Source organism: Bacillus sp. PS237, from assembly GCF_037963345.1.
GTDB lineage: Bacteria > Bacillota > Bacilli > Bacillales > Bacillaceae > Bacillus > Bacillus subtilis.
Genome location: NZ_CP150156.1, coordinates 3,479,088 through 3,500,896, shown reverse-complemented (window position 1 = coordinate 3,500,896; position 21,809 = coordinate 3,479,088). Strand labels below are relative to the sequence as shown.

Annotated in this window: 22 protein-coding genes; 19 read left to right on the top strand and 3 right to left on the bottom strand. The window is 43.7% G+C overall.

The window, feature by feature from the left end; all coding sequences use genetic code 11:
• Positions 1 to 20: 20 nt before the first annotated feature.
• From trxB to NST22_RS18165, 7 genes are all read left to right on the top strand, one after another.
• Complete coding sequence (gene trxB / locus NST22_RS18195; RefSeq protein WP_003243021.1) at positions 21 to 971, top strand: thioredoxin-disulfide reductase; 951 nt, start codon at positions 21 to 23, stop codon at positions 969 to 971.
• 317 nt (positions 972 to 1,288) lie between these two features.
• Entirely contained in the window at positions 1,289 to 1,765 is a 477-nt protein-coding gene (locus tag NST22_RS18190) for an 8-oxo-dGTP diphosphatase (RefSeq protein WP_010886622.1), read from the top strand.
• 24 nt (positions 1,766 to 1,789) lie between these two features.
• Entirely contained in the window at positions 1,790 to 2,677 is an 888-nt protein-coding gene (gene rapZ / locus NST22_RS18185) for an RNase adapter RapZ (protein WP_003243903.1), read from the top strand.
• Position 2,678: 1 nt separating this feature from the next.
• Positions 2,679 to 3,632: a gluconeogenesis morphogenetic factor gene (gene mgfK, locus NST22_RS18180; protein ID WP_003244450.1), complete on the top strand. Its 954-nt coding sequence runs from the start codon at positions 2,679 to 2,681 to the stop codon at positions 3,630 to 3,632.
• A gap of 22 nt (positions 3,633 to 3,654) precedes the next feature.
• A complete protein-coding gene (gene whiA / locus NST22_RS18175) occupies positions 3,655 to 4,605 on the top strand; it encodes a DNA-binding protein WhiA (RefSeq protein ID WP_003243775.1) in 951 nt (316 codons plus the stop codon).
• Between the two features lie 23 nt (positions 4,606 to 4,628).
• Positions 4,629 to 4,886 carry an HPr family phosphocarrier protein gene (locus NST22_RS18170; protein ID WP_003219835.1) on the top strand — a complete coding sequence of 86 codons (258 nt, stop codon included), beginning with the start codon at positions 4,629 to 4,631 and terminating at the stop codon, positions 4,884 to 4,886.
• Positions 4,887 to 5,651 (top strand): arylamine N-acetyltransferase, encoded by a 765-nt coding sequence (locus NST22_RS18165; protein WP_009968228.1) that lies wholly within the window; start codon positions 4,887 to 4,889, stop codon positions 5,649 to 5,651. It abuts the gene before it with no gap.
• Positions 5,652 to 5,686: 35 nt separating this feature from the next.
• Here the strand turns inward: NST22_RS18165 and NST22_RS18160 are convergent, their stop codons facing one another.
• The gene (locus NST22_RS18160; RefSeq protein WP_003243327.1) at positions 5,687 to 5,896 is read right to left on the bottom strand and encodes a lipoprotein; all 210 of its coding nucleotides are present in this window, start codon (positions 5,894 to 5,896) and stop codon (positions 5,687 to 5,689) included.
• Positions 5,897 to 6,042: 146 nt separating this feature from the next.
• Here NST22_RS18160 and psdR point away from each other — a divergent pair, with 146 nt between their 5' ends.
• The 4 genes from psdR to psdB all read left to right on the top strand — a co-directional run bounded on the left by psdR (position 6,043) and on the right by psdB (position 10,597).
• On the top strand, positions 6,043 to 6,756 hold the full coding sequence (gene psdR, locus NST22_RS18155; RefSeq protein WP_003244535.1) for a two-component system response regulator PsdR: 714 nt from the start codon (positions 6,043 to 6,045) through the stop codon (positions 6,754 to 6,756).
• Positions 6,750 to 7,820 carry a two-component sensor histidine kinase PsdS gene (gene psdS / locus NST22_RS18150; RefSeq protein WP_003242699.1) on the top strand — a complete coding sequence of 357 codons (1,071 nt, stop codon included), beginning with the start codon at positions 6,750 to 6,752 and terminating at the stop codon, positions 7,818 to 7,820. The genes psdR and psdS overlap by 7 nt, the downstream gene beginning before the upstream one ends.
• A gap of 82 nt (positions 7,821 to 7,902) precedes the next feature.
• Entirely contained in the window at positions 7,903 to 8,682 is a 780-nt protein-coding gene (gene psdA, locus NST22_RS18145) for a lantibiotic ABC transporter ATP-binding protein PsdA (RefSeq protein ID WP_003228167.1), read from the top strand.
• Entirely contained in the window at positions 8,657 to 10,597 is a 1,941-nt protein-coding gene (psdB, locus tag NST22_RS18140; RefSeq protein ID WP_003243432.1) for a lantibiotic ABC transporter permease PsdB, read from the top strand. Before psdA ends, psdB begins: the two co-directional genes overlap by 26 nt.
• A 37-nt stretch (positions 10,598 to 10,634) precedes the next feature.
• Here the strand turns inward: psdB and NST22_RS18135 are convergent, their stop codons facing one another.
• Positions 10,635 to 11,612 carry a bifunctional glyoxylate/hydroxypyruvate reductase B gene (locus NST22_RS18135; protein ID WP_010886621.1) on the bottom strand — a complete coding sequence of 326 codons (978 nt, stop codon included), beginning with the start codon at positions 11,610 to 11,612 and terminating at the stop codon, positions 10,635 to 10,637.
• Positions 11,613 to 11,994: 382 nt separating this feature from the next.
• Here NST22_RS18135 and NST22_RS18130 point away from each other — a divergent pair, with 382 nt between their 5' ends.
• Positions 11,995 to 12,588 carry a carbonic anhydrase gene (locus NST22_RS18130; protein WP_010886620.1) on the top strand — a complete coding sequence of 198 codons (594 nt, stop codon included), beginning with the start codon at positions 11,995 to 11,997 and terminating at the stop codon, positions 12,586 to 12,588.
• Between the two features lie 18 nt (positions 12,589 to 12,606).
• Positions 12,607 to 14,199: a SulP family inorganic anion transporter gene (locus NST22_RS18125; RefSeq protein WP_003244488.1), complete on the top strand. Its 1,593-nt coding sequence runs from the start codon at positions 12,607 to 12,609 to the stop codon at positions 14,197 to 14,199.
• A 26-nt stretch (positions 14,200 to 14,225) separates the two neighbouring features.
• Here the strand turns inward: NST22_RS18125 and NST22_RS18120 are convergent, their stop codons facing one another.
• Positions 14,226 to 14,546, bottom strand: coding sequence for a MazG-like family protein (locus NST22_RS18120; RefSeq protein ID WP_003242570.1), 321 nt, complete (start codon positions 14,544 to 14,546; stop codon positions 14,226 to 14,228).
• A gap of 116 nt (positions 14,547 to 14,662) precedes the next feature.
• Here NST22_RS18120 and NST22_RS18115 point away from each other — a divergent pair, with 116 nt between their 5' ends.
• The 6 genes from NST22_RS18115 to mdxG all read left to right on the top strand — a co-directional run bounded on the left by NST22_RS18115 (position 14,663) and on the right by mdxG (position 21,809).
• On the top strand, positions 14,663 to 15,238 hold the full coding sequence (locus tag NST22_RS18115; protein ID WP_003228180.1) for a TIGR00730 family Rossman fold protein: 576 nt from the start codon (positions 14,663 to 14,665) through the stop codon (positions 15,236 to 15,238).
• Positions 15,239 to 15,443: 205 nt separating this feature from the next.
• Positions 15,444 to 16,394 (top strand): substrate-binding domain-containing protein, encoded by a 951-nt coding sequence (locus NST22_RS18110; protein WP_003242739.1) that lies wholly within the window; start codon positions 15,444 to 15,446, stop codon positions 16,392 to 16,394.
• Positions 16,395 to 16,506: 112 nt separating this feature from the next.
• On the top strand, positions 16,507 to 18,276 hold the full coding sequence (gene mdxD / locus NST22_RS18105) for a maltogenic alpha-amylase (protein ID WP_010886619.1): 1,770 nt from the start codon (positions 16,507 to 16,509) through the stop codon (positions 18,274 to 18,276).
• A gap of 95 nt (positions 18,277 to 18,371) precedes the next feature.
• A complete protein-coding gene (mdxE, locus tag NST22_RS18100; RefSeq protein WP_003243721.1) occupies positions 18,372 to 19,625 on the top strand; it encodes a maltodextrin ABC transporter substrate-binding protein MdxE in 1,254 nt (417 codons plus the stop codon).
• Between the two features lie 39 nt (positions 19,626 to 19,664).
• Positions 19,665 to 20,972 (top strand): maltodextrin ABC transporter permease MdxF, encoded by a 1,308-nt coding sequence (gene mdxF, locus NST22_RS18095; protein ID WP_003243114.1) that lies wholly within the window; start codon positions 19,665 to 19,667, stop codon positions 20,970 to 20,972.
• Positions 20,973 to 21,809, top strand: a complete 837-nt coding sequence (gene mdxG / locus NST22_RS18090) for a maltodextrin ABC transporter permease MdxG (RefSeq protein WP_003242930.1) — start codon at positions 20,973 to 20,975, stop codon at positions 21,807 to 21,809.

Below are 21,809 nucleotides of genomic sequence, written 5' to 3'. Positions count from 1 at the left end.
TGGTTTAAGGAGTGAATAGTGTGTCAGAAGAAAAAATTTATGACGTGATTATAATCGGCGCGGGCCCTGCTGGGATGACGGCCGCTGTATACACATCAAGAGCGAATTTATCGACATTAATGATTGAAAGAGGAATTCCTGGCGGACAAATGGCCAATACGGAAGATGTAGAAAACTATCCTGGATTCGAAAGTATCCTTGGGCCTGAGCTTTCTAACAAAATGTTTGAACACGCGAAAAAATTCGGCGCTGAATACGCTTATGGCGATATTAAAGAGGTCATTGACGGCAAAGAGTACAAAGTAGTCAAAGCTGGTTCAAAGGAATATAAAGCCCGTGCTGTCATCATTGCTGCAGGTGCGGAATATAAAAAAATCGGCGTGCCTGGCGAAAAAGAATTGGGCGGACGCGGTGTATCTTATTGTGCAGTATGTGACGGCGCTTTCTTTAAAGGCAAAGAACTTGTCGTTGTTGGCGGCGGAGATTCCGCGGTTGAAGAAGGCGTATATCTGACTCGTTTCGCTTCAAAAGTAACGATTGTTCACAGACGTGATAAACTCCGTGCTCAAAGTATTCTTCAAGCGAGAGCATTTGATAATGAAAAAGTTGACTTCCTATGGAACAAAACTGTGAAGGAAATTCATGAGGAAAACGGCAAAGTCGGTAACGTAACGCTTGTCGATACGGTAACCGGTGAAGAAAGTGAATTCAAAACAGACGGCGTATTCATTTACATCGGCATGCTTCCTCTGTCTAAACCGTTTGAAAACCTGGGCATTACGAATGAAGAAGGCTATATCGAAACAAACGACCGCATGGAAACTAAGGTTGAAGGGATTTTCGCTGCCGGAGACATCCGCGAAAAATCACTGCGCCAAATCGTAACGGCTACAGGAGACGGAAGCATTGCGGCACAAAGCGTACAACATTATGTCGAAGAGCTCCAAGAAACGCTGAAAACCTTAAAATAAAAAGGGCTGTCATACGAGTTTCACATTACGTTACTGGGTTTTAATTCCGCTGTAACACATGTGTAATGCTTTTCGGTTATGATTAATAAAGTAATTGACCCCCTTTTTATAATGAATACACTTTTTTGGCACGGATTCTCCAGTTATCCGTGTCCTTTTTTTGTCCATAAATAAAAGAGAATTCCAGTTACAGCAAAATCATCTGAATTAAGGAATGAATATGCTGTAAAATAGAAGAAAAGATTGTCAATGTCTCTTCATTGTGGGAGGCATCTTGAAGCGGTATAATAAAGAGACGATGACAGGACGAAGGTTAGGTGACGTACTTGCAAAGAGTGACAAATTGTGTGCTTCAGACGGATGACAAAGTTCTTCTGCTTCAAAAGCCGAGACGCGGATGGTGGGTCGCGCCGGGAGGCAAGATGGAGAGCGGAGAATCAGTCAGAGACTCCGTCATCAGAGAGTACAGAGAAGAGACTGGTATCTATATCATAAATCCTCAATTAAAAGGCGTTTTTACCTTTATTATTAAAGACGGTGACCACATTGTCTCCGAGTGGATGATGTTTACGTTTGTCGCTGATTCATATACAGGACAAAATGTATCAGAATCAGAGGAAGGCAAACTGCAGTGGCACGATGTCAATGACATTCAGAACCTGCCTATGGCCCCTGGAGACGGCCATATCCTTGATTTTATGATGAAGGGACAAGGGCTGCTGCACGGCACATTTACGTATACACCGGAATTTGAGCTGCTCAGTTATCGTTTAGACCCGCAGCACATCAAATAGAAAGACAAGTCAGGGGGGAGAAAGATGAGTGTTAGTGAATCACATGATATTCAGCTTGTCATTATAACTGGAATGTCGGGAGCGGGGAAAACTGTCGCGATCCAAAGCTTTGAAGATCTCGGCTATTTCTGCGTCGATAATCTTCCGCCTTCATTGCTTCCGAAGTTTTTAGAGCTGATGAAGGAATCAAATTCGAAAATGAGCAAAGTTGCGCTCGTGATGGATTTGCGCGGCCGCGAATTTTTTGACCGGCTGATTGAAGCGCTGGATGAAATGGCCGAAAATCCGTGGATCACACCGCGAATTTTATTCCTGGACGCGAAGGATTCCATTCTCGTCACAAGATATAAAGAAACGAGACGCTCGCATCCGCTGGCAGCGACTGGCCTGCCGCTTGAAGGCATCGCGCTAGAACGAGAGCTGCTTGAGGAATTAAAAGGCCGCTCTCAAATCATTTACGATACGTCTGACATGAAGCCGCGTGATTTGCGTGAAAAAATCGTGAAGCACTTTGCGACAAACCAAGGAGAGACATTTACCGTAAATGTGATGTCATTTGGTTTTAAATACGGTATTCCAATTGATGCAGATCTCGTCTTTGATGTCAGATTTTTGCCGAATCCGTACTATATCGAAAGCATGCGGCCGCTGACTGGCAAGGATAAAGAGGTTTCCTCTTACGTCATGAAGTGGAATGAAACGCAAAAGTTCAATGAGAAATTAATTGATCTGCTGAGCTTTATGCTTCCATCTTACAAAAGAGAAGGAAAAAGCCAGGTTGTCATTGCGATCGGCTGCACAGGGGGCCAGCACCGCTCTGTGACATTAGCCGAGAATTTAGCTGATTATTTCAAAAAGGATTACTATACTCATGTTACTCACCGGGACATTGAAAAGAGAAGCCGGAAATAAGATGGGACAAAAGCCGAAAATCGCAATCTTTGGCGGCGGTACAGGTCTTTCTGTATTGCTTCGGGGCCTAAAGCATAAACCCGTTGACATCACGGCCATTGTAACAGTTGCCGATGATGGGGGGAGCTCTGGCCGTCTGCGGAATGAACTGAAAATTCCGCCTCCCGGAGACATCAGAAATGTGCTTGCCGCTTTATCCGATGTGGAGCCGCTTGTTGAAGATCTTTTTCAGCACCGCTTCAATAAAGGGAATGACTTAACAGGCCATTCTCTCGGGAATTTGATTTTGGCAGCGATGACAAATATAACCGGTGATTTTTTTCACGCTGTCACAGAAATGAGCAAGGTGCTGAATGTAAGAGGAAAGGTTTTGCCGGCTGCCAATGCCAGTGTCGTTTTGCATGCTGAGATGGAAGATGGCCGCGTGGTCTCAGGCGAGTCAACGATCCCAGAATACGGACAGCGCATTAAGCGTGTTTTTCTCACGCCTGAACAGATTGATCCGCTGCCGGAAACAATAGACGTAATCAGGGAAGCGGATTTGATTATTATCGGCCCGGGAAGCCTCTATACCAGCATTCTTCCCAATTTGCTCGTCCCAAAAATCGGGGAAGAAGTGATAAAGGCGCCGGCGAAAAAAGTATACATTTGCAACGTGATGACTCAGCCCGGCGAAACGCTCCATTACACCGCTGCTGATCATGTGAAAGCGCTCAATCAGCATATGGGCTGTGGTTTTATTGATACGATATTAGTGAACAGTGAAGACATTCCCGACGAAATAAAACGTAAGTACGAAATGGAATCGGCGCGTCCTGTTGATTTTGATATCGAAGAGCTGAAAGCGATGGGGCTTGAAGTCATCAGAGATCAAATTGTAACGTATAAAAATGACGTAATACGTCACGATACACATAAAGTGGCCTCTCTTCTTGTTGATTTACTGAAAGAATGAAGCCTTGAAATGAGGTGGCTATATGTCATTTGCATCAGAAACAAAAAAAGAATTAACGAATCTGGAAGTGAAGGACTGCTGCATTAATGCCGAGCTGTCTGCACTCATTCGGATGAATGGAGCTTTATCATTTACAAACCGCCATCTCGTACTCGATGTTCAAACCGAAAACGCGGCGATTGCCCGCCGCATCTATACATTGCTGAAAAAACAATATGATGTGTCGGTCGAGCTGCTGGTCAGAAAGAAAATGCGGCTGAAAAAGAATAACGTCTATATTGTGCGTTTTTCAGAAAATGCAAAAGCGATCTTAGAGGATTTAAAAATACTCGGGGAGAATTTTGTGTTTGAACGAAGTATTTCGAAAGAGCTGGTCAAAAAGAGATGCTGCAAGCGTTCTTATATGAGAGGAGCATTTTTGGCAGGAGGTTCGGTCAATAACCCGGAAACCTCCTCGTATCATTTAGAAATCTTCTCTCTTTATAAGGAGCATAACGATTCATTATGTGACCTGTTAAATGAGTTTCAGTTAAACAGCAAAACGCTTGAACGGAAAAAAGGCTATATTACCTATTTAAAAGAGGCTGAAAAGATTACAGAGTTTCTGAACGTAATTGGCGCTCACAATTCGCTTCTGCGATTTGAGGATGTCAGAATCGTTCGGGACATGAGAAATTCGGTCAACCGCCTCGTCAATTGTGAAACAGCCAACTTAAACAAAACGATCGGCGCATCGCTGAGACAGGTGGAAAATATTAAATACATCGATGAAAGAATCGGCCTGGAGGCGCTGCCTGAAAAACTTCGGGAAATTGCGCAGCTGCGGATTGATTATCAGGAAGTGACGCTGAAAGAGCTAGGGGAAATGGTAGCAAGCGGGAAAATCAGCAAATCAGGGATCAATCACAGGCTGAGAAAACTTGACGAAATCGCAGAACAGCTGCGGACAGGGCAAACCGTCACTTTAAAATAACCGTAAAGAAAAGGGGAGATCTTATGGTTCAACAGAAAGTGGAAGTTCGATTAAAGACAGGACTGCAAGCACGTCCTGCTGCTTTGTTTGTACAAGAAGCAAACCGGTTTACGTCAGATGTGTTTCTTGAGAAGGATGGGAAAAAAGTAAACGCCAAAAGCATCATGGGGCTGATGAGCCTTGCGGTAAGCACAGGCACTGAGGTTACCTTGATTGCCCAGGGAGAAGATGAACAAGAGGCGCTGGAGAAGCTGGCTGCTTACGTTCAAGAAGAAGTTTAGGTGATAAAAATGAGTGACTTTCTAAAAGACTGCTTTCAGAAAATCGGCTGGGAGAAAGACCATGTCAGCTTCGGCGATCTTCCCCTTTTTCTTAAAGCAATGGCATACCGTTTTCCATTCGAAAACCGTGCCGTACTTGCAAAAGAGAATTATAAGATCACAAAAGAAGAGCTATGGCGACGTCTGCTCAAAGATCAGCACGGCGGCCTATGCTACGATCTAAATGGTTTCCTTTATTTTGTCTTGCGTGAGGCCGGGTTTCATGTGAAGCTCATTCGAGGAACGGTTTATGCAGGCGATCAAGAGGGATGGGCACTAGAAGGGACGCATGCTGCTGTATGGCTGTCTGCGGAAAACGGCGATTACCTCGTTGATATCGGCTTCGGCATCAACCTGGCGCTCCAGCCGATACCGCTTTCCGGAGAAACGGTACAGTCACCAGTCGGGTCATTCCGAATCAAAAAGGAAGAGACAGAAAAGGGCAGCTATGTTCTGCTGATGGACAAAGGAGAAGGCTGGCAAATTGGGTACGCCTTTACCCTTGAAGAGAGTGATCTCGGTGATTTAGATAACATGAAGGACATCATTCACTCTCATGAAAAATCTCCTTTTAACAAATCCCTGCTTGCCTCAAAGCTGACGCCGAGCGGAAGGATGGTCATGTCAGAGCGCCATTTTACGATTTATGAAAACGGCGGTAACATTCAAAAAAGCGACATCGGCCCTTCAGGATTTGAAGAGAAATTAAATACTCATTTTTTGTAACGTGAAAAGCTTGCAGGTTATCTGCAAGCTTTTTCTTATGAACAAGTGTAGATTGCTGTATCAAATGCGTCTTCTGGGATATACAGTTTTCCCTTTTCGTATTTATAAGGAATTTCATTCTCTTTAAAGCACTCTTTGGTATAGTCAGTTAGTGTATCCCCAATTTCTATGTATTTCCCGGTATAGTTGGGCTGACATGCTGAAAGAATTGACGTCATTGCCAGAAACAGCATGATTTTCTTCATCACGACACCTGCCTATTATGAAAATTTTACCTTTATCATTCTATCATAACAAAAAGAAAAAGACCGATTTACTATTCCGCACATGCTATAATAATTTTGGAATCTTCTAGAAAAATCATCGTGATGTACATATAAGGGGGATCAACGTGTATCGGATTTTGCTTGTGGAAGATGATGAGCGGATTGCTTCTTTGCTGGGCGGTCATCTTCAAAAATACGGATATGAAGTGAAAATTGCTGAACAGCTGAATGATATAAAATTGGAATTTGCAGAAATGAAGCCTGATCTTGTGCTGCTTGATATCAACCTGCCTTTTTTTGACGGGTTTTATTGGTGCAGGCAAATCCGTACCATTTCCAATGCGCCGATTATCTTTATATCGGCACGGACCGATGAGCTGAATCAGGTAATGGCGATTGAAAATGGCGGCGATGATTATATCACAAAGCCGTTCCATCTAGAGGTAGTGATGGCCAAAATCAAAAGCGTCCTGCGCCGCACATATGGTGAATATTCGCCCTCTTTGCCGCAGGAATCTAGAATAGTGGAGCTTGGCGGGCTGACGATTTATCCTGATCAGAATGAGGCCGAATGGAACAGCGTCCGGATTTTGTTTTCCCAAAAAGAATTCCAGCTTCTCTCGATTTTTGTGAGGGAGCATAAAAAAATTGTCTCTCGTGATGAACTATTGGAGGCGTTATGGGATGACGTTGATTTTGTCGATGACAATACGTTAACGGTCAATGTCAATCGGCTGCGGAGAAAACTGGAGAATGCAGGACTGACAGATTGCATTTCCACAATCAGAGGACAAGGTTATCAATTTCAAGTCAATCGGAAGGATGAAGCGGAATGTTAAAGACTTATCTCATCGACCGCTTAGCCATTATTCTATTTTCATTATTAGGGATAGGGTCCGCCATGCTGATTGCGTATTTAAGCATTGTAGAGAGCGGCGCAGAACCTTCCAAAGAAAATATGATGTACATATGGATTTTGCCCGGTACTCTTTTAGCCGCAGGTTTTGCTGCTGATTATGTTCGGCAATTTTCCTTTCTCACATATGTTAAAAAGCTTGCAGAACAAGCCTCTTCTTCGAATGACATCGGACAGTCTTTGAAAGCCAGAAAGCCAAGAACAGGAGAGCAAGCGCTTTGGACGAAGATGATCAACGCACTCGGGCAGCAATACGAAAGCAGGCTCTCACAATATATCAATCAGCAAAAACAGCATTACACCTTCACCAACCAATGGGTCCACCATATGAAAACACCGGTATCTGTCATATCCTTAATGATTCAGGAAGGAAAAAACGGAACCTCATCCTCTTTTCCGACGTTTTTAGAGGAGCTGGAGGATGAGAATGAGAGATTTCGCCACGGTCTTGATATGATGCTGCAAACGGCCCGGCTGGAGGAATTTGCATTTGATGTAAAGCCGCAAACCTTTGATTTGGCAGAAATGGTTCGTTCACTGATCAATCAGGAAAAACGTCAGTTTATCAAGCGGCGCCTTTTTCCAACATTACATGTGCCGCCAAATGCCGTTCAGATTTCCAGTGATCAAAAGTGGCTTTCCTTTGTTGTTGAGCAAATCCTTTTCAACGCCTTAAAATATTCAAAGCAAGGTGTGGGAGACCCTATTACAATCCGGATTGAAACACAGGGACATGAGACGCGCTTGTCGGTTGCCGACGAAGGAATCGGCATACCGCCGCAGGATCTGCCGCGGATTTTTGACGCGTTTTTTACCGGAGAAAACGGACGAACCATGAAAGAGGCAACTGGAATGGGCCTTTATTTAGCAAAACAGGTGTGCAGCCGTCTCGGCCATAAGCTGTATGCGGAATCAAAAGAAGGGGCTGGCACTGTGATGACCATCGTGTTTTCAAGTGACACCCTCGTGAATGTGACAGCATTGTAAGATTGGGGAGCGGAATTGCAAGAAAGTTCGATGGGAGGATGCTGACTTCCTTTTTATAATAAAGAAAAAGGAGGAGCAGAACATGAACGTGTTGCAAACAACGAACCTATCGAAAACATACTATTCAAATAAAGGAACAATATCATACCAAGCGCTCAGCGCCTTTGATCTCAGTGTGTCAAAAGGAGAATTTGTCGGGATTATGGGGCCGTCGGGAAGCGGAAAAACCACGCTTTTGAATTTGCTGGCTACCATTGATAAGCCGACCCAGGGCGAGATGATGATCAACGGCATTCAGCCGAAAACGTTAAAGGACCAAGAGCTGGCTTTGTTTCGCAGAAGAGAACTCGGCTTCGTCTTTCAGGATTTTAATCTGCTTGATACGCTGACGATTCGTGAAAATATTCTCTTGCCGCTCGCATTGGATAAGGTAAAGCTGAGAGAAATGGAAGCTCGATTGGATGAACTGGCGGATACGCTGCAAATAAAGCATATTCTCGATCACCGCACATATGAGGTGTCGGGCGGACAGCAGCAGCGGGCAGCTTGTGCCAGAGCGATTATTCACAATCCGGCGCTCATTCTTGCCGATGAACCGACAGGAAACCTCGACTCAAAATCGGCAAAGCAAGTGATGAACACACTGGCTCAGCTGAATGAGGAAAAGGAAGCGACGATTTTGTTGGTTACGCATGATGCCACAGCAGCAAGTTTCTGTAAACGGATTGTTTTTATTAAAGACGGACGTTTCTTTTCAGAGATTCACAGAGGAACAAACAGGCAGGTGTTTTATCAAAGTATATTGGATACCTTGAGTGTGTTGGGAGGCGATTTTCATGAATTTGAGAACTATCGCCCGTAAAAACATTCTTGGGAATCTGCAACGGTATGTGGCCTACTTTTTAAGCTGTGTGTTTGCCGTTTCGGTGTTTTTTGTCTTCACATCATTTATTTTTCATCCTGATGTCAATGAAGACAATATATATGGAGGAAGCCTTGTCAAAACATGCTTGAGCGCAGCTCTTGTCGTCATCATTGTGTTTTGTATATTTTTCATCACATATTCCAATTCAGCGTTTTTGCAGGCAAGAAAGAAAGAGTTTGGGCTGCTGACACTGTTTGGCACATCAAAGCAGCAGCTTCGCAAGATGATTTATTATGAGCAGTCACTTATTTCTCTTGCGGCGATTGCGGCCGGCATTGGAGCAGGCCTGTTATTTTCAAAACTGTTTTTTATGATCATGACATGGATGCTCAGCGTGAAGGTGCCGATTTCGTTTGCCATTGTGCCGAAAGCGTTTGTGATGACAATTGCCGGCTTTCTCATCCTGTTTCAGACGCTGCTCATTTTATCACTGGGACGGATTCGGAAGCTGGAAATCATTGAACTGATTAAATCAGCCAAAAAGCCGAAAAGTTTGCCAGTTTATTCGAAATGGCTCACTGTATTGTCTTTGCTATGTCTTGGCAGCGGTTATTATCTATCTGCAACAGCCAATGCAATTGACATGATGTTTCGGGTTTTTCCAATTTTGATTTTAGTGTTAATTGGCACGTATTTCTTTTTTACCCAAAGCAGTGTGGCATTTTTCCGCATGCTGTACCGAAAGAAACACAGCTTCTACAAAGGCACAAATATCATTGTGCGTTCCAACATGATATTCAGGCTGAAGGATCATGCACGCATGCTGTTTTTAACCTCTGTCATTACAGCGGTCATACTAACAGCTACAGGTGTCATCTATATGTTTTATTCCGATTTACAAAGGCAGGAGGAGCAAAGCATTCCTCAGTCTGTTTCCTGGGTGGAAAAGGATGCTTCCCGCTTTCAGGTCATGAAGCCTGAGACGGCTGAGAATACATTGAAAAAAGCTCATGCTGTTATCACGTATAAGGTGGATGCCACAGGGATTCCTGTCACTTTTCAGTCAGACTTGCCGTATGGAAATAAGAAGATGGAAGCTGAAGCTTTGCTGATTTCAGAAAAAGTCTATAATCAAGTCGCAAAGGAAAAAGGGTTCCCAGTTATTCATTTACAAGAAAATGAAGCATTTATTAATGTTTCTTTTCAAATGATGGTGAAAGACACATTTGGAGAAGGGGAAACAGCAGCATTTCATATGAAGTCAGGAAAAACCCTTTCCTATGTCATGAAAAAGCAGCAAAACAAAGGGATATTGATGTCTGTCGATGGAGTCAGCCGTTTATTGGTTGTCAGCGAAAAGAGCTTTGACAGTCTGTCACAGGATGTGCCGCTGAAGGAACAGATGAGAATGGTAGGTTATGAGCTTGAGCATTGGCAGGAGACGGTGGATGTCTCTGAAAAGCTTGAAAACATGGTGCCGAAAGAACATACATCTGATTTTCAAACACGTGCTCCTAGTTATCAAATTGTGAAGCAGGGAGTTGCATTAATGCTGTTTATTGGTCTGTTTGTCAGCGTGCTGTTTTTTATCGTGCAAGGAAGCATGCTGTATTTGCGGATGTTTACGGAAATAGAAGATACGGGAGTGCAGGTGTTAGCGTTAAAGAGGATAGGGGTTACGGACAAAGAGATTCACTCGATCCTTGGAAAGCAAATAGGATTTTTATTCTTCATCCCATTTATCGCAGGTACGATTCACGCGGGCTTTGCGTATGCAGCGTTAAGTAATATGCTGAATTCCAATTTATTTCTTGAGGCCGTAATTGTCATCTTCATTTATTTTGTATTCCAGGCTCTTTATTATATCGTCACCCGTCATATTTATAAGCGTGCTGTTCTTCAGCGTATGTAATATGAAATCCGGTCTGTTATCAGACCGGATTTTTGATTTATTGAAATTCTCTTGTAAGATTTTTCGGTGTTTGCCCTTGGATCGCTGCGAGCATATTTTCGGCGGCCTGTTTGCACATGTTGAAGCGCACTTTAGCTGTTGCTGAACCGATATGAGGAAGCAGCGTGACATTATCCAGCTGCAGGAGCGGATTATCTTGGGTGACAGGCTCTTTTTCGTATACATCTAAGCCGGCTCCCCTGATCCAGCCTTCCTGAAGAGCGCGAATCAGTGCTTTTTCATCAACTGTCTTTCCCCGGGAAATATTGACGAAAATTGCTGAATTCTTCATCAACTTAAATTCGCGTTCTCCTATCATGTGATAGGTTTCATCAGTCAGCGGCGTAATGAGAAGAATAAAATCAGATTGCTCCAGCAATGTATCAAGCTCTGCATACTTAACGCCGATGCTGTCTTCTGTTTCTTGTTTGCGATGTCGGTTATGATAAAGCACTTCCATATCAAAACCAAATTTGGCGCGTCTCGCTGCTTGTTCTCCAATTCTGCCCATGCCGATAATGCCTAACGTTTGATGATGAACATCAATTCCGAAAAGCGCTTCCTCTTCCACGGTTCCCCATTTTCCTGCTCTGACAAAACGGTCCAGTTCGGCAACACGTCTGGCGGAAGACAGAATCAGTGAAAAAGCCAGATCTGCAACTGTGTCATCCAGTGTATAAGGTGTATGAGTCCCGACGACTCCTCTTTCTTTCATTGCTTCTATATCGAAGTTATCGTAGCCTACTGATTGGTTGCTGACCACTTTGAGCTTAGGCGCGTGTTCCAGCAACTCACGATTGATTGACGGTCCGGACGTCCCTGATGTTAAAAGCCCCTCCGCTTCTTTTAATTTTTCAAATAGCACGTCACTCGGAAGCGTATCCTCCTGCCATACTTCATAACGGCAATGTTCACCGATGAATGCTTCAATCTCTTCAGGAATCGGTTTTGTGATAAATACAAATGGTTTCAACAAGGCTCCCCCTTTATGGCTGTTGTCTAATTCATTATATCGAAAATAAATAGATGTTAAAAATATAGCTGCGTTTTTTTAATTTCTGGTTCTTTTGAACTTAAAATGAAGATCGAACAGCTAAATCTGCTTAAAAAAGTTTTTTAATTATCAGAATTCACCCATATTTTTTGTCAGACAAATCATCGATATACGAACTGCAGCCGGATTATAGGATGCATTAAATATAAATTTTATTATCTTTGAAAGATATAAATGTTTATGTTTTGATTCTACAGTCCAATTATAGTGTCTTTTTTTGAAAACCTTTTCTTGGCTTATTCCTATGCTATAATTCCTTACTGTAAGCTGGGTAAGAAGGCTTGCAAAATCATATGGATGGGAGATGAATCAAATGGTTTCTTTAACATCAATTTTGGAACACAATCAGCGGTTTGTCAGTGAGAAGAAGTATGAACCGTACAAAACGACAAAGTTTCCTTCGAAAAAGCTCGTCATTGTCACCTGTATGGATACAAGGCTTACAGAACTTCTTCCGCAAGCAATGGGGCTTAAAAACGGTGATGCTAAAATTGTAAAAAACGCGGGAGCCATCGTTTCTCACCCATTTGGAAGCGTGATGCGAAGCATACTGGTCGCGATTTATGAATTGCAGGCTGAAGAGGTATGCATTGTCGGCCATCATGAATGCGGAATGTCAGGGCTGAATGCGTCCTCGATTCTTGAGAAAGCAAAGGAACGCGGGGTGGAGGATAGCTGCCTGAATTTGCTGACGAGTGCCGGACTCGATTTGAAAACGTGGCTGACTGGTTTTCACAGCGTGGAAGAAAGCGTTTCCCACAGTGTGAACATGATTAAGAACCATCCGCTGCTTCCGAAAAAAGTGCCGGTTCACGGGCTTGTCATTCACCCTGAAACAGGAAAACTTGATGTGGTCATTAACGGTTATGAAACTGAGCTTATAAACAATCACTCATAAGGGAGGTTATAACAAAATATGCGATTCTCAGGGAGATTCAAGGGATACAATTTGCAGAAATTTCAGAAAGACTTGATTGCAGGTATCGTAGTAGGTGTCGTGGCAATTCCTTTAGGAATGGCGTTTGCCATTGCCTCGGGAGTCGAGCCTGAATATGGGCTATACACTGTTGTTATAGCAGGGATTTGTATTTCTTTGTTTGGAGGATCAAAATATCAGATTGGCGGTCCGACGGGCGCCTTTGTCCCGATTTTATTCGGCATTATCATGCAGTACGGCTTGGAAAATCTGCTGATTGCGGGGTTTATGGCAGGAGTGATGCTGGTACTGTTTGGGCTGTTTAAGCTCGGAAAAATAATGAAATTCGTGCCCAAACCCGTTATCGTCGGTTTTACAGCCGGAATTGCCGTGCTGATCTTTACGGAACAAATCGCTAATTTTCTCGGATTGAGAAATGTTGAAAAACATGAGAACTTTCATCACAACATGTTTGAAATTGTGCAGCAGCTCGGCACCTTTAACGTGTATGCCATTTTGACAGCTGTGATCGGGCTCGTCATTTTGCTTGTATCCGCCAAGGTGATGCCTAAAGTGCCGGGCGCTTTGTTGGCGCTTCTTATTTCCACAGTGGTCGCGGTTGTCTTTTTCCCTGACCGCATGGCAACGATCGGGTCAACTTATGGAGAAATCCCCCGCCATTTGCCGGAATTTCAGTTTCCTGAGCTTACTTTGGATAAAATGGTTATGCTGTTTCCGGCTGCGCTTGTCATCGCGCTTCTTGGAGGACTTGAGTCGATTTTGTCCGCAATGGTCGCTGATAACATGAAGGGCTCAAAGCATGACAGCAACAAGGAGCTTGTCGGCCAGGGGATTGCGAATATGGCAGCGCCCCTGTTTGGCGGAATCCCGGCTACAGGAGCGATTGCGAGAACGGCGACCAATATAAAAAACGGAGCGGTTTCCCCAGTTTCCGGCGTCGTTCACGGCGTAGTCGTTCTCCTTGTCCTGCTTGTATTTGCGCCTTATGCGTCCCATGTGCCGCTCGCCAGTATGGCACCGATTCTCATGGTGGTCGCATGGAATATGAGTGAGCGCAAGGAAGTCGCAAACATGCTGAGACTGAAAAATGCTGATTCCTTTATTTTGGCGGCGACCTTCGCCCTTACGGTTCTGTTTGACTTAATCATCGGTGTGGCAACCGGATTGCTGCTTGCATTCGTGTTCTTTATCAGAAGAATGAGCGAAGCGACCCGCATCCACAATCAGGAAACGCATCCTGTTCTGGCGAAGAGAGAAGATCCATCTGTCAGCATGTATGCCATAGAAGGGCCGCTGTTTTTCGGATCAATTGATTCCCTTGAATCGTCATTGCTGGAGCATGTACAGAAAAAACCGAAAACCCTTATTCTGCTCATGAATAAGGTGCACTATATGGATACGTCAGCTGAAGCGGTGCTTGGGAACATTATGAATCGAATTAAACGCCACAATGGAAAGCTGATGATTGTAGGATTGCAATCGCAGCCGAAGGAGCTACTGCATAAAACAGGCCTTTTTCACAAAATAGGAAAGCAGCATTTCTTTGATCACCATGATGAAATCACAGGTTAAAAAAAGCGGCCATCGCGGCCGCTTTTTTATGCATGCTCAAATCGTTTTGTCAGTTTTTCTTGGTGGGCCTTCATGACGTCTTCTAAAGAGACACCATACATATCAGCAAGAATGGCGATATTTCCGATGACATCTCCCATTTCTTCAATCAATTCTTGTTTTTGCTCAGCGCGTGACGATTCTTTCTCATCCGGCCGGTCTCTGCCGATTTCATACGCCCTGACAGCCCGGGCCAGTTCTCCGGCTTCCTCCATTAAAAAGCCGACGCGAATAAAAGGTCCGTATTCTGTCCAGCCTCTTTTTTCGTAAAACTCTTTCATCCATTTTTCTGCATCAGCCAGCTGCAACCTCATCACTCCTGCATTCTTTATGTATTTCATATTGATATTATCACATGAAGATGGGACAATATATAGTGTGTTTTTGAATGTTTAACACGATATATAGATGCGGAGATGACAAGATGAAAACCATTTGTGTATTTGCGGGATCAAACCCTGGGGGAAATGAAGCGTATAAAAGAAAAGCGGCAGAGCTTGGCGTGTATATGGCTGAGCAGGGAATCGGCCTTGTCTATGGGGGCTCCCGCGTAGGCTTGATGGGCACGATTGCTGACGCGATTATGGAAAACGGCGGAACTGCAATCGGGGTCATGCCGAGCGGTTTGTTCAGCGGGGAGGTTGTCCATCAGAATCTGACTGAGCTGATTGAAGTAAACGGGATGCATGAACGAAAGGCTAAAATGAGCGAGCTGGCGGACGGCTTTATCTCGATGCCGGGCGGCTTCGGTACATATGAAGAATTATTTGAAGTGCTGTGCTGGGCACAGATCGGCATCCACCAAAAGCCAATTGGACTGTACAATGTAAACGGATATTTTGAACCAATGATGAAAATGGTGAAATACAGCATTCAAGAAGGGTTTTCTAACGAATCGCACCTAAAACTGATTCACAGCTCGTCACGGCCGGATGAGTTAATTGAGCAAATGCAAAATTATTCTTATCCGATTTTAGAAAAAAAGTGGACAGAAATTTAAAAAAGAGATTTTCTGATGGAAGTGGAGAGAATGAGTCTGCCACCTAGCGTATGAATCCATGAAAAATCGAGTGTTTTTAACAAAGTGAGGTTTCCTTAAGGGAAATCTCTTTTTTATTTCTCTTTGGCCTGCATCGTATATTTAGCAGTAATAGAGGACTTTATCACTAGTTTGGATAATAAGCACAGATAAGGAGGGGATGAAAATGGCAACATTGTCAGATGTGGCGAAAAAAGCAAATGTTTCGAAAATGACGGTATCACGAGTGATCAATCACCCTGAGACGGTGACGGATGAATTGAAAAAGCTTGTTCATTCTGCGATGAAAGAGCTGAATTACATCCCTAATTATGCGGCGAGAGCGCTCGTGCAAAACAGAACACAGGTTGTGAAACTATTGATACTTGAGGAAATGGATACGACAGAACCATATTACATGAACCTGCTGACAGGAATCAGCAGGGAGCTGGATCGCAATCACTATGCTCTCCAGCTTGTGACAAGAAATTCTCTTAATATTGGCCAATGTGACGGCATTATTGCCACCGGCTTGAGAAAGAACGATTTTGAAGGTGTAATAAAAGCTTTTGAGAAGCCGCTCGTCGTATTTGGACAAAATGAAATGGGCTATGACTTTATCGATGTGAATAACGAGAAAGGCACTTTTATGGCAACCCGCCATGTTATGGGGCTGGGGGAGCGGGAAGTTGTCTTTTTTGGCATTGATTTAGATGAGCCTTTCGAACGTGCAAGAGAACAGGGGTATATACGGGCGATGAATAAAAGCTTTAAAAAATCGAATATGTTTCGGATCGACAACAGTTCTAAGAAAAGTGAATGCCTTGCAAGAGAACTGCTGAAATCCATGGACAATCAGGCCGCATTTGTCTGCGCATCTGATCGAATCGCGCTCGGCGTCATTCGTGCGGCGCAATCCCTTGGAAAGCGAATTCCAGAAGACGTTGCGGTTACCGGGAATGACGGTGTGTTTCTTGATCGCATCTCCTCGCCGCGCTTGACTACGGTCAGACAGCCTGTTGTTGAAATGGGGGAAGCCTGTGCGAAAATGTTGCTGAAAAAAATGAATGAAGACGGCGCTGCACAAGGAAGTCTATTTTTTGAACCAGAGTTAATTGTACGAGAATCAACGCTGTAAGCGCCTTATTCTGTTATCGGTAACAGGGTGAAAAGGATTGTTCCCACAATTTCATCATGATACTTTCAAACTATGAGCCGGCTTCAATAAAACGGAAATCAAAGGGGGAAACATGATGGAATATGCAGCGATTCATCACCAGCCATTCAGCACAGATGCTTATTCTTATGATGGGCGGACTGTGCATATCAAGATTCGGACGAAAAAAGGTGATGCAGATCACATTCGATTCATTTGGGGTGATCCCTATGAGTACAACGACGGCAAATGGTCGGCAAACGAGCAGCCGATGAGGAAAATTGCTGCTACAGAAATGCATGACTATTGGTTTGCTGAAGTGGTGCCGCCATTTAGGCGTTTACAATATGCGTTTGTTGTAACAGACGATCATGAAGACATCTTTTTCGGAAGTTCGGGTGTATGCCCTTATAACGAAAAAACACTGGAAACGATTCATTATTACTTTAAATTTCCGTTTGTTCACGAGGCTGATACATTTCAAGCGCCTGAATGGGTCAAGTCAACGGTTTGGTATCAAATTTTTCCGGAGCGTTTTGCAAATGGAAGAGAAGACTTGTCACCGAAGAATGCATTGCCGTGGGGGAGCAAGGACCCGGACGTCAATGATTTTTTTGGAGGGGATTTACAAGGAATTGTTGACAAGCTTGATTATTTAGAGGATTTAGGGGTGAACGGCATTTATCTGACACCGATCTTTTCCGCGCCTTCTAATCATAAATACGACACGCTGGATTACTTTTCTATTGATCCGCATTTCGGGGATCCTGAGCTTTTTCGTACATTGGTCAGCCAGCTGCATCAGCGGGGGATGAGAATTATGCTTGATGCGGTTTTTAACCATATAGGAAGCGCGTCTCCGCAATGGCAGGATGTCGTCAAAAACGGAGATCAATCCCGCTATAAGGACTGGTTCCATATTCACTCTTTTCCCGTCACAGACGACAATTATGACAGATTTGCTTTTACAGCTGATATGCCGAAGCTAAACACGGCTAATCCCGAGGTGCAGAAATATTTGCTTGATATTGCTTTGTACTGGATTCGCGAATTTGACATTGACGGCTGGCGTTTGGATGTCGCAAATGAAGTGGATCACGTTTTTTGGAAGACATTTAGGCAGGCTGTATCTACTGAAAAGCCTGATGTTTATATTTTAGGTGAGATCTGGCATTCTGCCGAACCCTGGCTTAGAGGGGATGAATTTCATGCGGCGATGAATTACCCTTTTACAGAGCCTATGATTGAATACTTTGCTGACCAGACGATCTCAGCTTCACGTATGGCTCACCGTGTCAATGCACATTTGATGAATGGAATGAAGCAGGCCAATGAGGTGATGTTTAATTTACTGGATAGCCATGATACAAAGCGCCTTTTGACCAGATGCCGCAATGATGAGAAGAAAGCACGCGCGTTGCTGGCCTTTATGTTTGCCCAGACAGGCTCACCATGCATTTATTACGGAACGGAAATCGGGCTGAACGGCGAAAATGATCCATTATGCCGGAAATGTATGGTTTGGGAAAAAGAGAAGCAAAACCAAGACATGCTGCAATTTATGAAACGGTTAATTGCTTTACGCAAGCAGGAAAACACTTTATTGACTGAAGGACATCTTGAGTGGAATCTGCTGGACGACAAAAATGATTTCATTAGCTTTTCGCGGACTCTTGATGAAAAAATACTGATTTATTTCTTTAATCAAGGGAATGTGGTTCAACACGTCAGTTTACGAGAGTTGAATATTGATAGGAATAAGAAAATCTGTGATGCATGGACAGAGCAGCCGCTACAGCATCACGATGTCATTGCCGTTCAGCCGGGAGAATTTTTGATTTTGAGTGCTGCCGCCCCTGTATAACATTCTGTTATCGGTAACAAATCGAAAGTTGTTGTAACCGCTTTCTATAGGACAATACAATTGTTATAGTTTCGTAAATAGAAGGAGGAAAAGAGATGGTTCTTTTAAAAAAGGGGTTCGCCATATTGGCGGCATCATTCCTGGCAATCGGCCTTGCCGCCTGCTCAAGTTCAAAAAATCCAGCAAGCTCTGATGGCAAAAAGGTGCTGACTGTGTCTGTCGAAGAAACGTATAAAGAATACATTGAAAGCATAAAAACAAAGTTCGAAAAAGAAAATGATGTCACAGTAAAAATTGTTGAAAAGCAAATGTTCGAACAGTTAGAAGCGCTTCCTCTTGATGGCCCGGCGGGTAATGCGCCTGATGTTATGCTTGCTGCATATGACCGGATCGGCGGTTTGGGACAACAAGGACATTTACTTGATATTAAGCCATCTAACACAAAAAGCTTTGGTGATAAAGAAATGCAGCAGGTGACAGTTGACGGCAAAGTGTACGGAATGCCGCTAGTCATTGAGACACTTATTTTGTATTACAACAAAGATCTTTTAAAAACAGCGCCAAAAACATTTAAAGACCTTGAAAAGTTAACGGAAGATCCTCGATTCGCGTTTGCTTCGGAAAAAGGAAAATCAACCGGATTTTTAGCAAAATGGACTGACTTTTATATGTCGTACGGCTTATTGGCTGGATACGGCGGATATGTGTTTGGAAAAAACGGCACAGATTCCGGGGACATCGGCCTGAACAATAAAGGGGCTGTAGAAGCGGTGAAATATGCGGAGAAATGGTTTGAGACATATTGGCCGAAAGGAATGCAAGACAATTCAAGCGCAGACGACTTTATTCAGCAGATGTTTTTAGAAGGCAAAGCGGCTGCGATCATTGGCGGTCCTTGGTCAGCTGCCAACTATAAAGAGGCTAAATTGAACTACGGAGCGGCTCCCATTCCGACATTGCCAAATGGAGAAGAATACGCCCCTTTTGCTGGCGGGAAGGGCTGGGTTGCCTCGAAATATACAAAAGAGCCCGAGCTGGCTGAAAAATGGCTTGAGTATGCTGCAAATGATGCCAATGCTTACGCTTTTTATGAGGATACAAACGAAGTTCCGGCCAACACGGCTGCAAGGAAGAAAGCCGATGAGCAAAAGAATGAACTGACGTCAGCTGTGATTAAACAATATGAAACAGCAACGCCGACTCCAAATATTCCGGAAATGGCTGAAGTATGGACAGGAGCGGAAAGTTTAATTTTTGATGCAGCTTCAGGAAAAAAATCGACACAAACATCAGCGAATGATGCTGTAAACGTCATAAAGGAAAATATTAAAGAAAAGTATGTGAAATAAAACGGCGGGATAGCGTCCGGAAGAATAGAGGGCGGAAAAATGAATAAACATCACACACTTACAAAGCAAAAACGAAAGGCAGGGCTTTTATCGATCATTCCAGGACTTGGGCAGATTGCGAATCAGCAGTTGTCAAAGGGGCTCTTATTTCTTGCCATCACAGGCTTGTTTGCTTTTGAATTATGCGTTTTCGGTATACAGGCGCTAACCGGATTGATGACATTGGGAAGTGTTCCCGGTGAAGATCACTCGCTGTTTATGCTGATTGAAGGCACGCTGCAATTGATCGTGACAATGATTTTCCTCATGTTCTATATCTTTAATATTCATGATTCACGTAAGACCGCCGCTATGAAAGCGGCGGGTTTGGAAGTCAATACAACAGCCAAGGATATGATCTGTCATGCGGGCGATAAAGGTTTTCCGTATCTATTTACACTGCCGGCATATATCATGATGGTGTTTGTGATTATTTTTCCGGTTTTGGTGACTCTGTTTGTTGCATTAACAAACTATGATTTTTATCATATTCCGCCTAATCGTCTGATTGACTGGGTCGGGTTTAAAAATTTCTTAAATATTTTTTTCCTTGGCTCCTATCGTGAAACATTTGTGAATGTACTGGGCTGGACGGTTATCTGGACAATCTGTGCAACAACGCTGCAAATCATTTTAGGTATTGTGACGGCACTTTTCGTCAATCAGGATTTTATAAAAGGCAAGCGGATATTTCGAATGATTTTCTTATTTCCATGGGCTGTTCCGGCGTTTATTACAATCATGAGTTTTTCCAACATGTTTAACGACAGCATAGGAGCGGTGAATGCACAGGTGATACCATTATTCAATCACCTGCCGTTTGTCGAGCTGCCTGCGATCGCGTGGAAGACCGATCCTTTCTGGACAAAGACAGCCCTCATTATGATTCAAACGTGGCTCGGCTTTCCATATATATATGTCATGGTAACGGGAGTGCTTCAGGCGATTCCAGGTGAATTGTATGAAGCGGCAAAGATTGACGGGGCCACTTTTATTCAGCGTTTTCGGCATATTACATTCCCGATGATTTTATTTGCCACAGCACCCGTGATGATTACTCAGTATACGTTTAATTTCAATAATTTCTCGATCATCTATTTATTTAATGAGGGAGGGCCAGGCAGTGCGGGAGCCGGGGCCGGATCGACCGATATCTTAATTTCGTGGATTTATAAACTGACAACAGGCACATCACCCCAATATTCCGTTGCGGCGGCTGTGACACTGTTAATTTCTTTCATTGTCATTGGAATTTCACTGATTGCTTTCAAAAAATCGAATGCTTTTGGCAATGAGGAGGTTATGTAGGTGAACGCGAGCACTGCCAGAATGCTTAATAAAATCTGTACGTATTTATTTTTGACGCTTTTAAGTATTGTCATTATATATCCGTTGCTGATTACGGCATCATCAGCCTTCCGTGTGGGGAATTCGGCGGCTTTTCAGCTCGATTTTTCGGGTTCTTGGACATTGGATCATTTTAAGCGGCTATTTGACGAAACGCTTTATCTCAATTGGTACAGCAATACACTTGTCATCGCGCTATCGGTCATGGTTTTGCAGGTTACGATTGTGACACTTGCCGGGTACTCGTACAGCCGCTATCGGTTTGCAGGCAGAAAAAAGAGCCTGATATTCTTTTTAATCATTCAAATGGTGCCGACAATGGCGGCGCTGACTGCTTTTTATGTCTTGGCGATGCTAATAGGCGCACTCGATCAATACTGGTTTTTAACAGCGATCTATATCGGCGGCGGAATTCCGATGAACACGTGGCTGATGAAAGGTTATTTTGATACTGTGCCGAGAGAAATTGATGAAGCCGCGCGAATTGACGGAGCGGGACATCTGAGGATTTTCGCTTCAATTGTTCTACCGCTTGTTAAGCCAATGCTCGCGGTACAAGCGCTTTGGGCGTTTATGGCACCGTTTGGCGACTATTTGCTGACGAAATTTCTGCTTCGCTCACCGGAAAGGCTGACCATCGCTGTAGGATTACAATCCTTTATTTCTAATCCGCAGCAGCAAAAAGTAGCTCTATTTGCAGCCGGTGCCATACTAGCCGCACTGCCGATATGCGTTCTATTCTTTTTTCTCCAAAAGAACTTTGTGTCCGGTTTGACAGCCGGCGGAACAAAGGGGTAA

Excerpts from the sequence above, each read along its gene's own strand:
- NST22_RS18130 (WP_010886620.1), top strand. The coding sequence starts at position 11,995 with ATGAATCAAATGGTTTCTTTAACATCAATTTTGGAACACAATCAGCGG.
- mdxD (WP_010886619.1), top strand. The coding sequence starts at position 16,507 with ATGATGGAATATGCAGCGATTCATCACCAGCCATTCAGCACAGATGCT.
- psdB (WP_003243432.1), top strand. The coding sequence starts at position 8,657 with ATGAATTTGAGAACTATCGCCCGTAAAAACATTCTTGGGAATCTGCAA.
- psdA (WP_003228167.1), top strand. The coding sequence starts at position 7,903 with ATGAACGTGTTGCAAACAACGAACCTATCGAAAACATACTATTCAAAT.
- mgfK (WP_003244450.1), top strand. The coding sequence starts at position 2,679 with ATGGGACAAAAGCCGAAAATCGCAATCTTTGGCGGCGGTACAGGTCTT.
- NST22_RS18170 (WP_003219835.1), top strand. The coding sequence starts at position 4,629 with ATGGTTCAACAGAAAGTGGAAGTTCGATTAAAGACAGGACTGCAAGCA.
- mdxE (WP_003243721.1), top strand. The coding sequence starts at position 18,372 with ATGGTTCTTTTAAAAAAGGGGTTCGCCATATTGGCGGCATCATTCCTG.
- NST22_RS18160 (WP_003243327.1), bottom strand. The coding sequence starts at position 5,896 with ATGAAGAAAATCATGCTGTTTCTGGCAATGACGTCAATTCTTTCAGCA.
- whiA (WP_003243775.1), top strand. The coding sequence starts at position 3,655 with ATGTCATTTGCATCAGAAACAAAAAAAGAATTAACGAATCTGGAAGTG.
- psdS (WP_003242699.1), top strand. The coding sequence starts at position 6,750 with ATGTTAAAGACTTATCTCATCGACCGCTTAGCCATTATTCTATTTTCA.
- NST22_RS18125 (WP_003244488.1), top strand. The coding sequence starts at position 12,607 with ATGCGATTCTCAGGGAGATTCAAGGGATACAATTTGCAGAAATTTCAG.
- NST22_RS18110 (WP_003242739.1), top strand. The coding sequence starts at position 15,444 with ATGGCAACATTGTCAGATGTGGCGAAAAAAGCAAATGTTTCGAAAATG.
- NST22_RS18115 (WP_003228180.1), top strand. The coding sequence starts at position 14,663 with ATGAAAACCATTTGTGTATTTGCGGGATCAAACCCTGGGGGAAATGAA.
- rapZ (WP_003243903.1), top strand. The coding sequence starts at position 1,790 with ATGAGTGTTAGTGAATCACATGATATTCAGCTTGTCATTATAACTGGA.
- mdxF (WP_003243114.1), top strand. The coding sequence starts at position 19,665 with ATGAATAAACATCACACACTTACAAAGCAAAAACGAAAGGCAGGGCTT.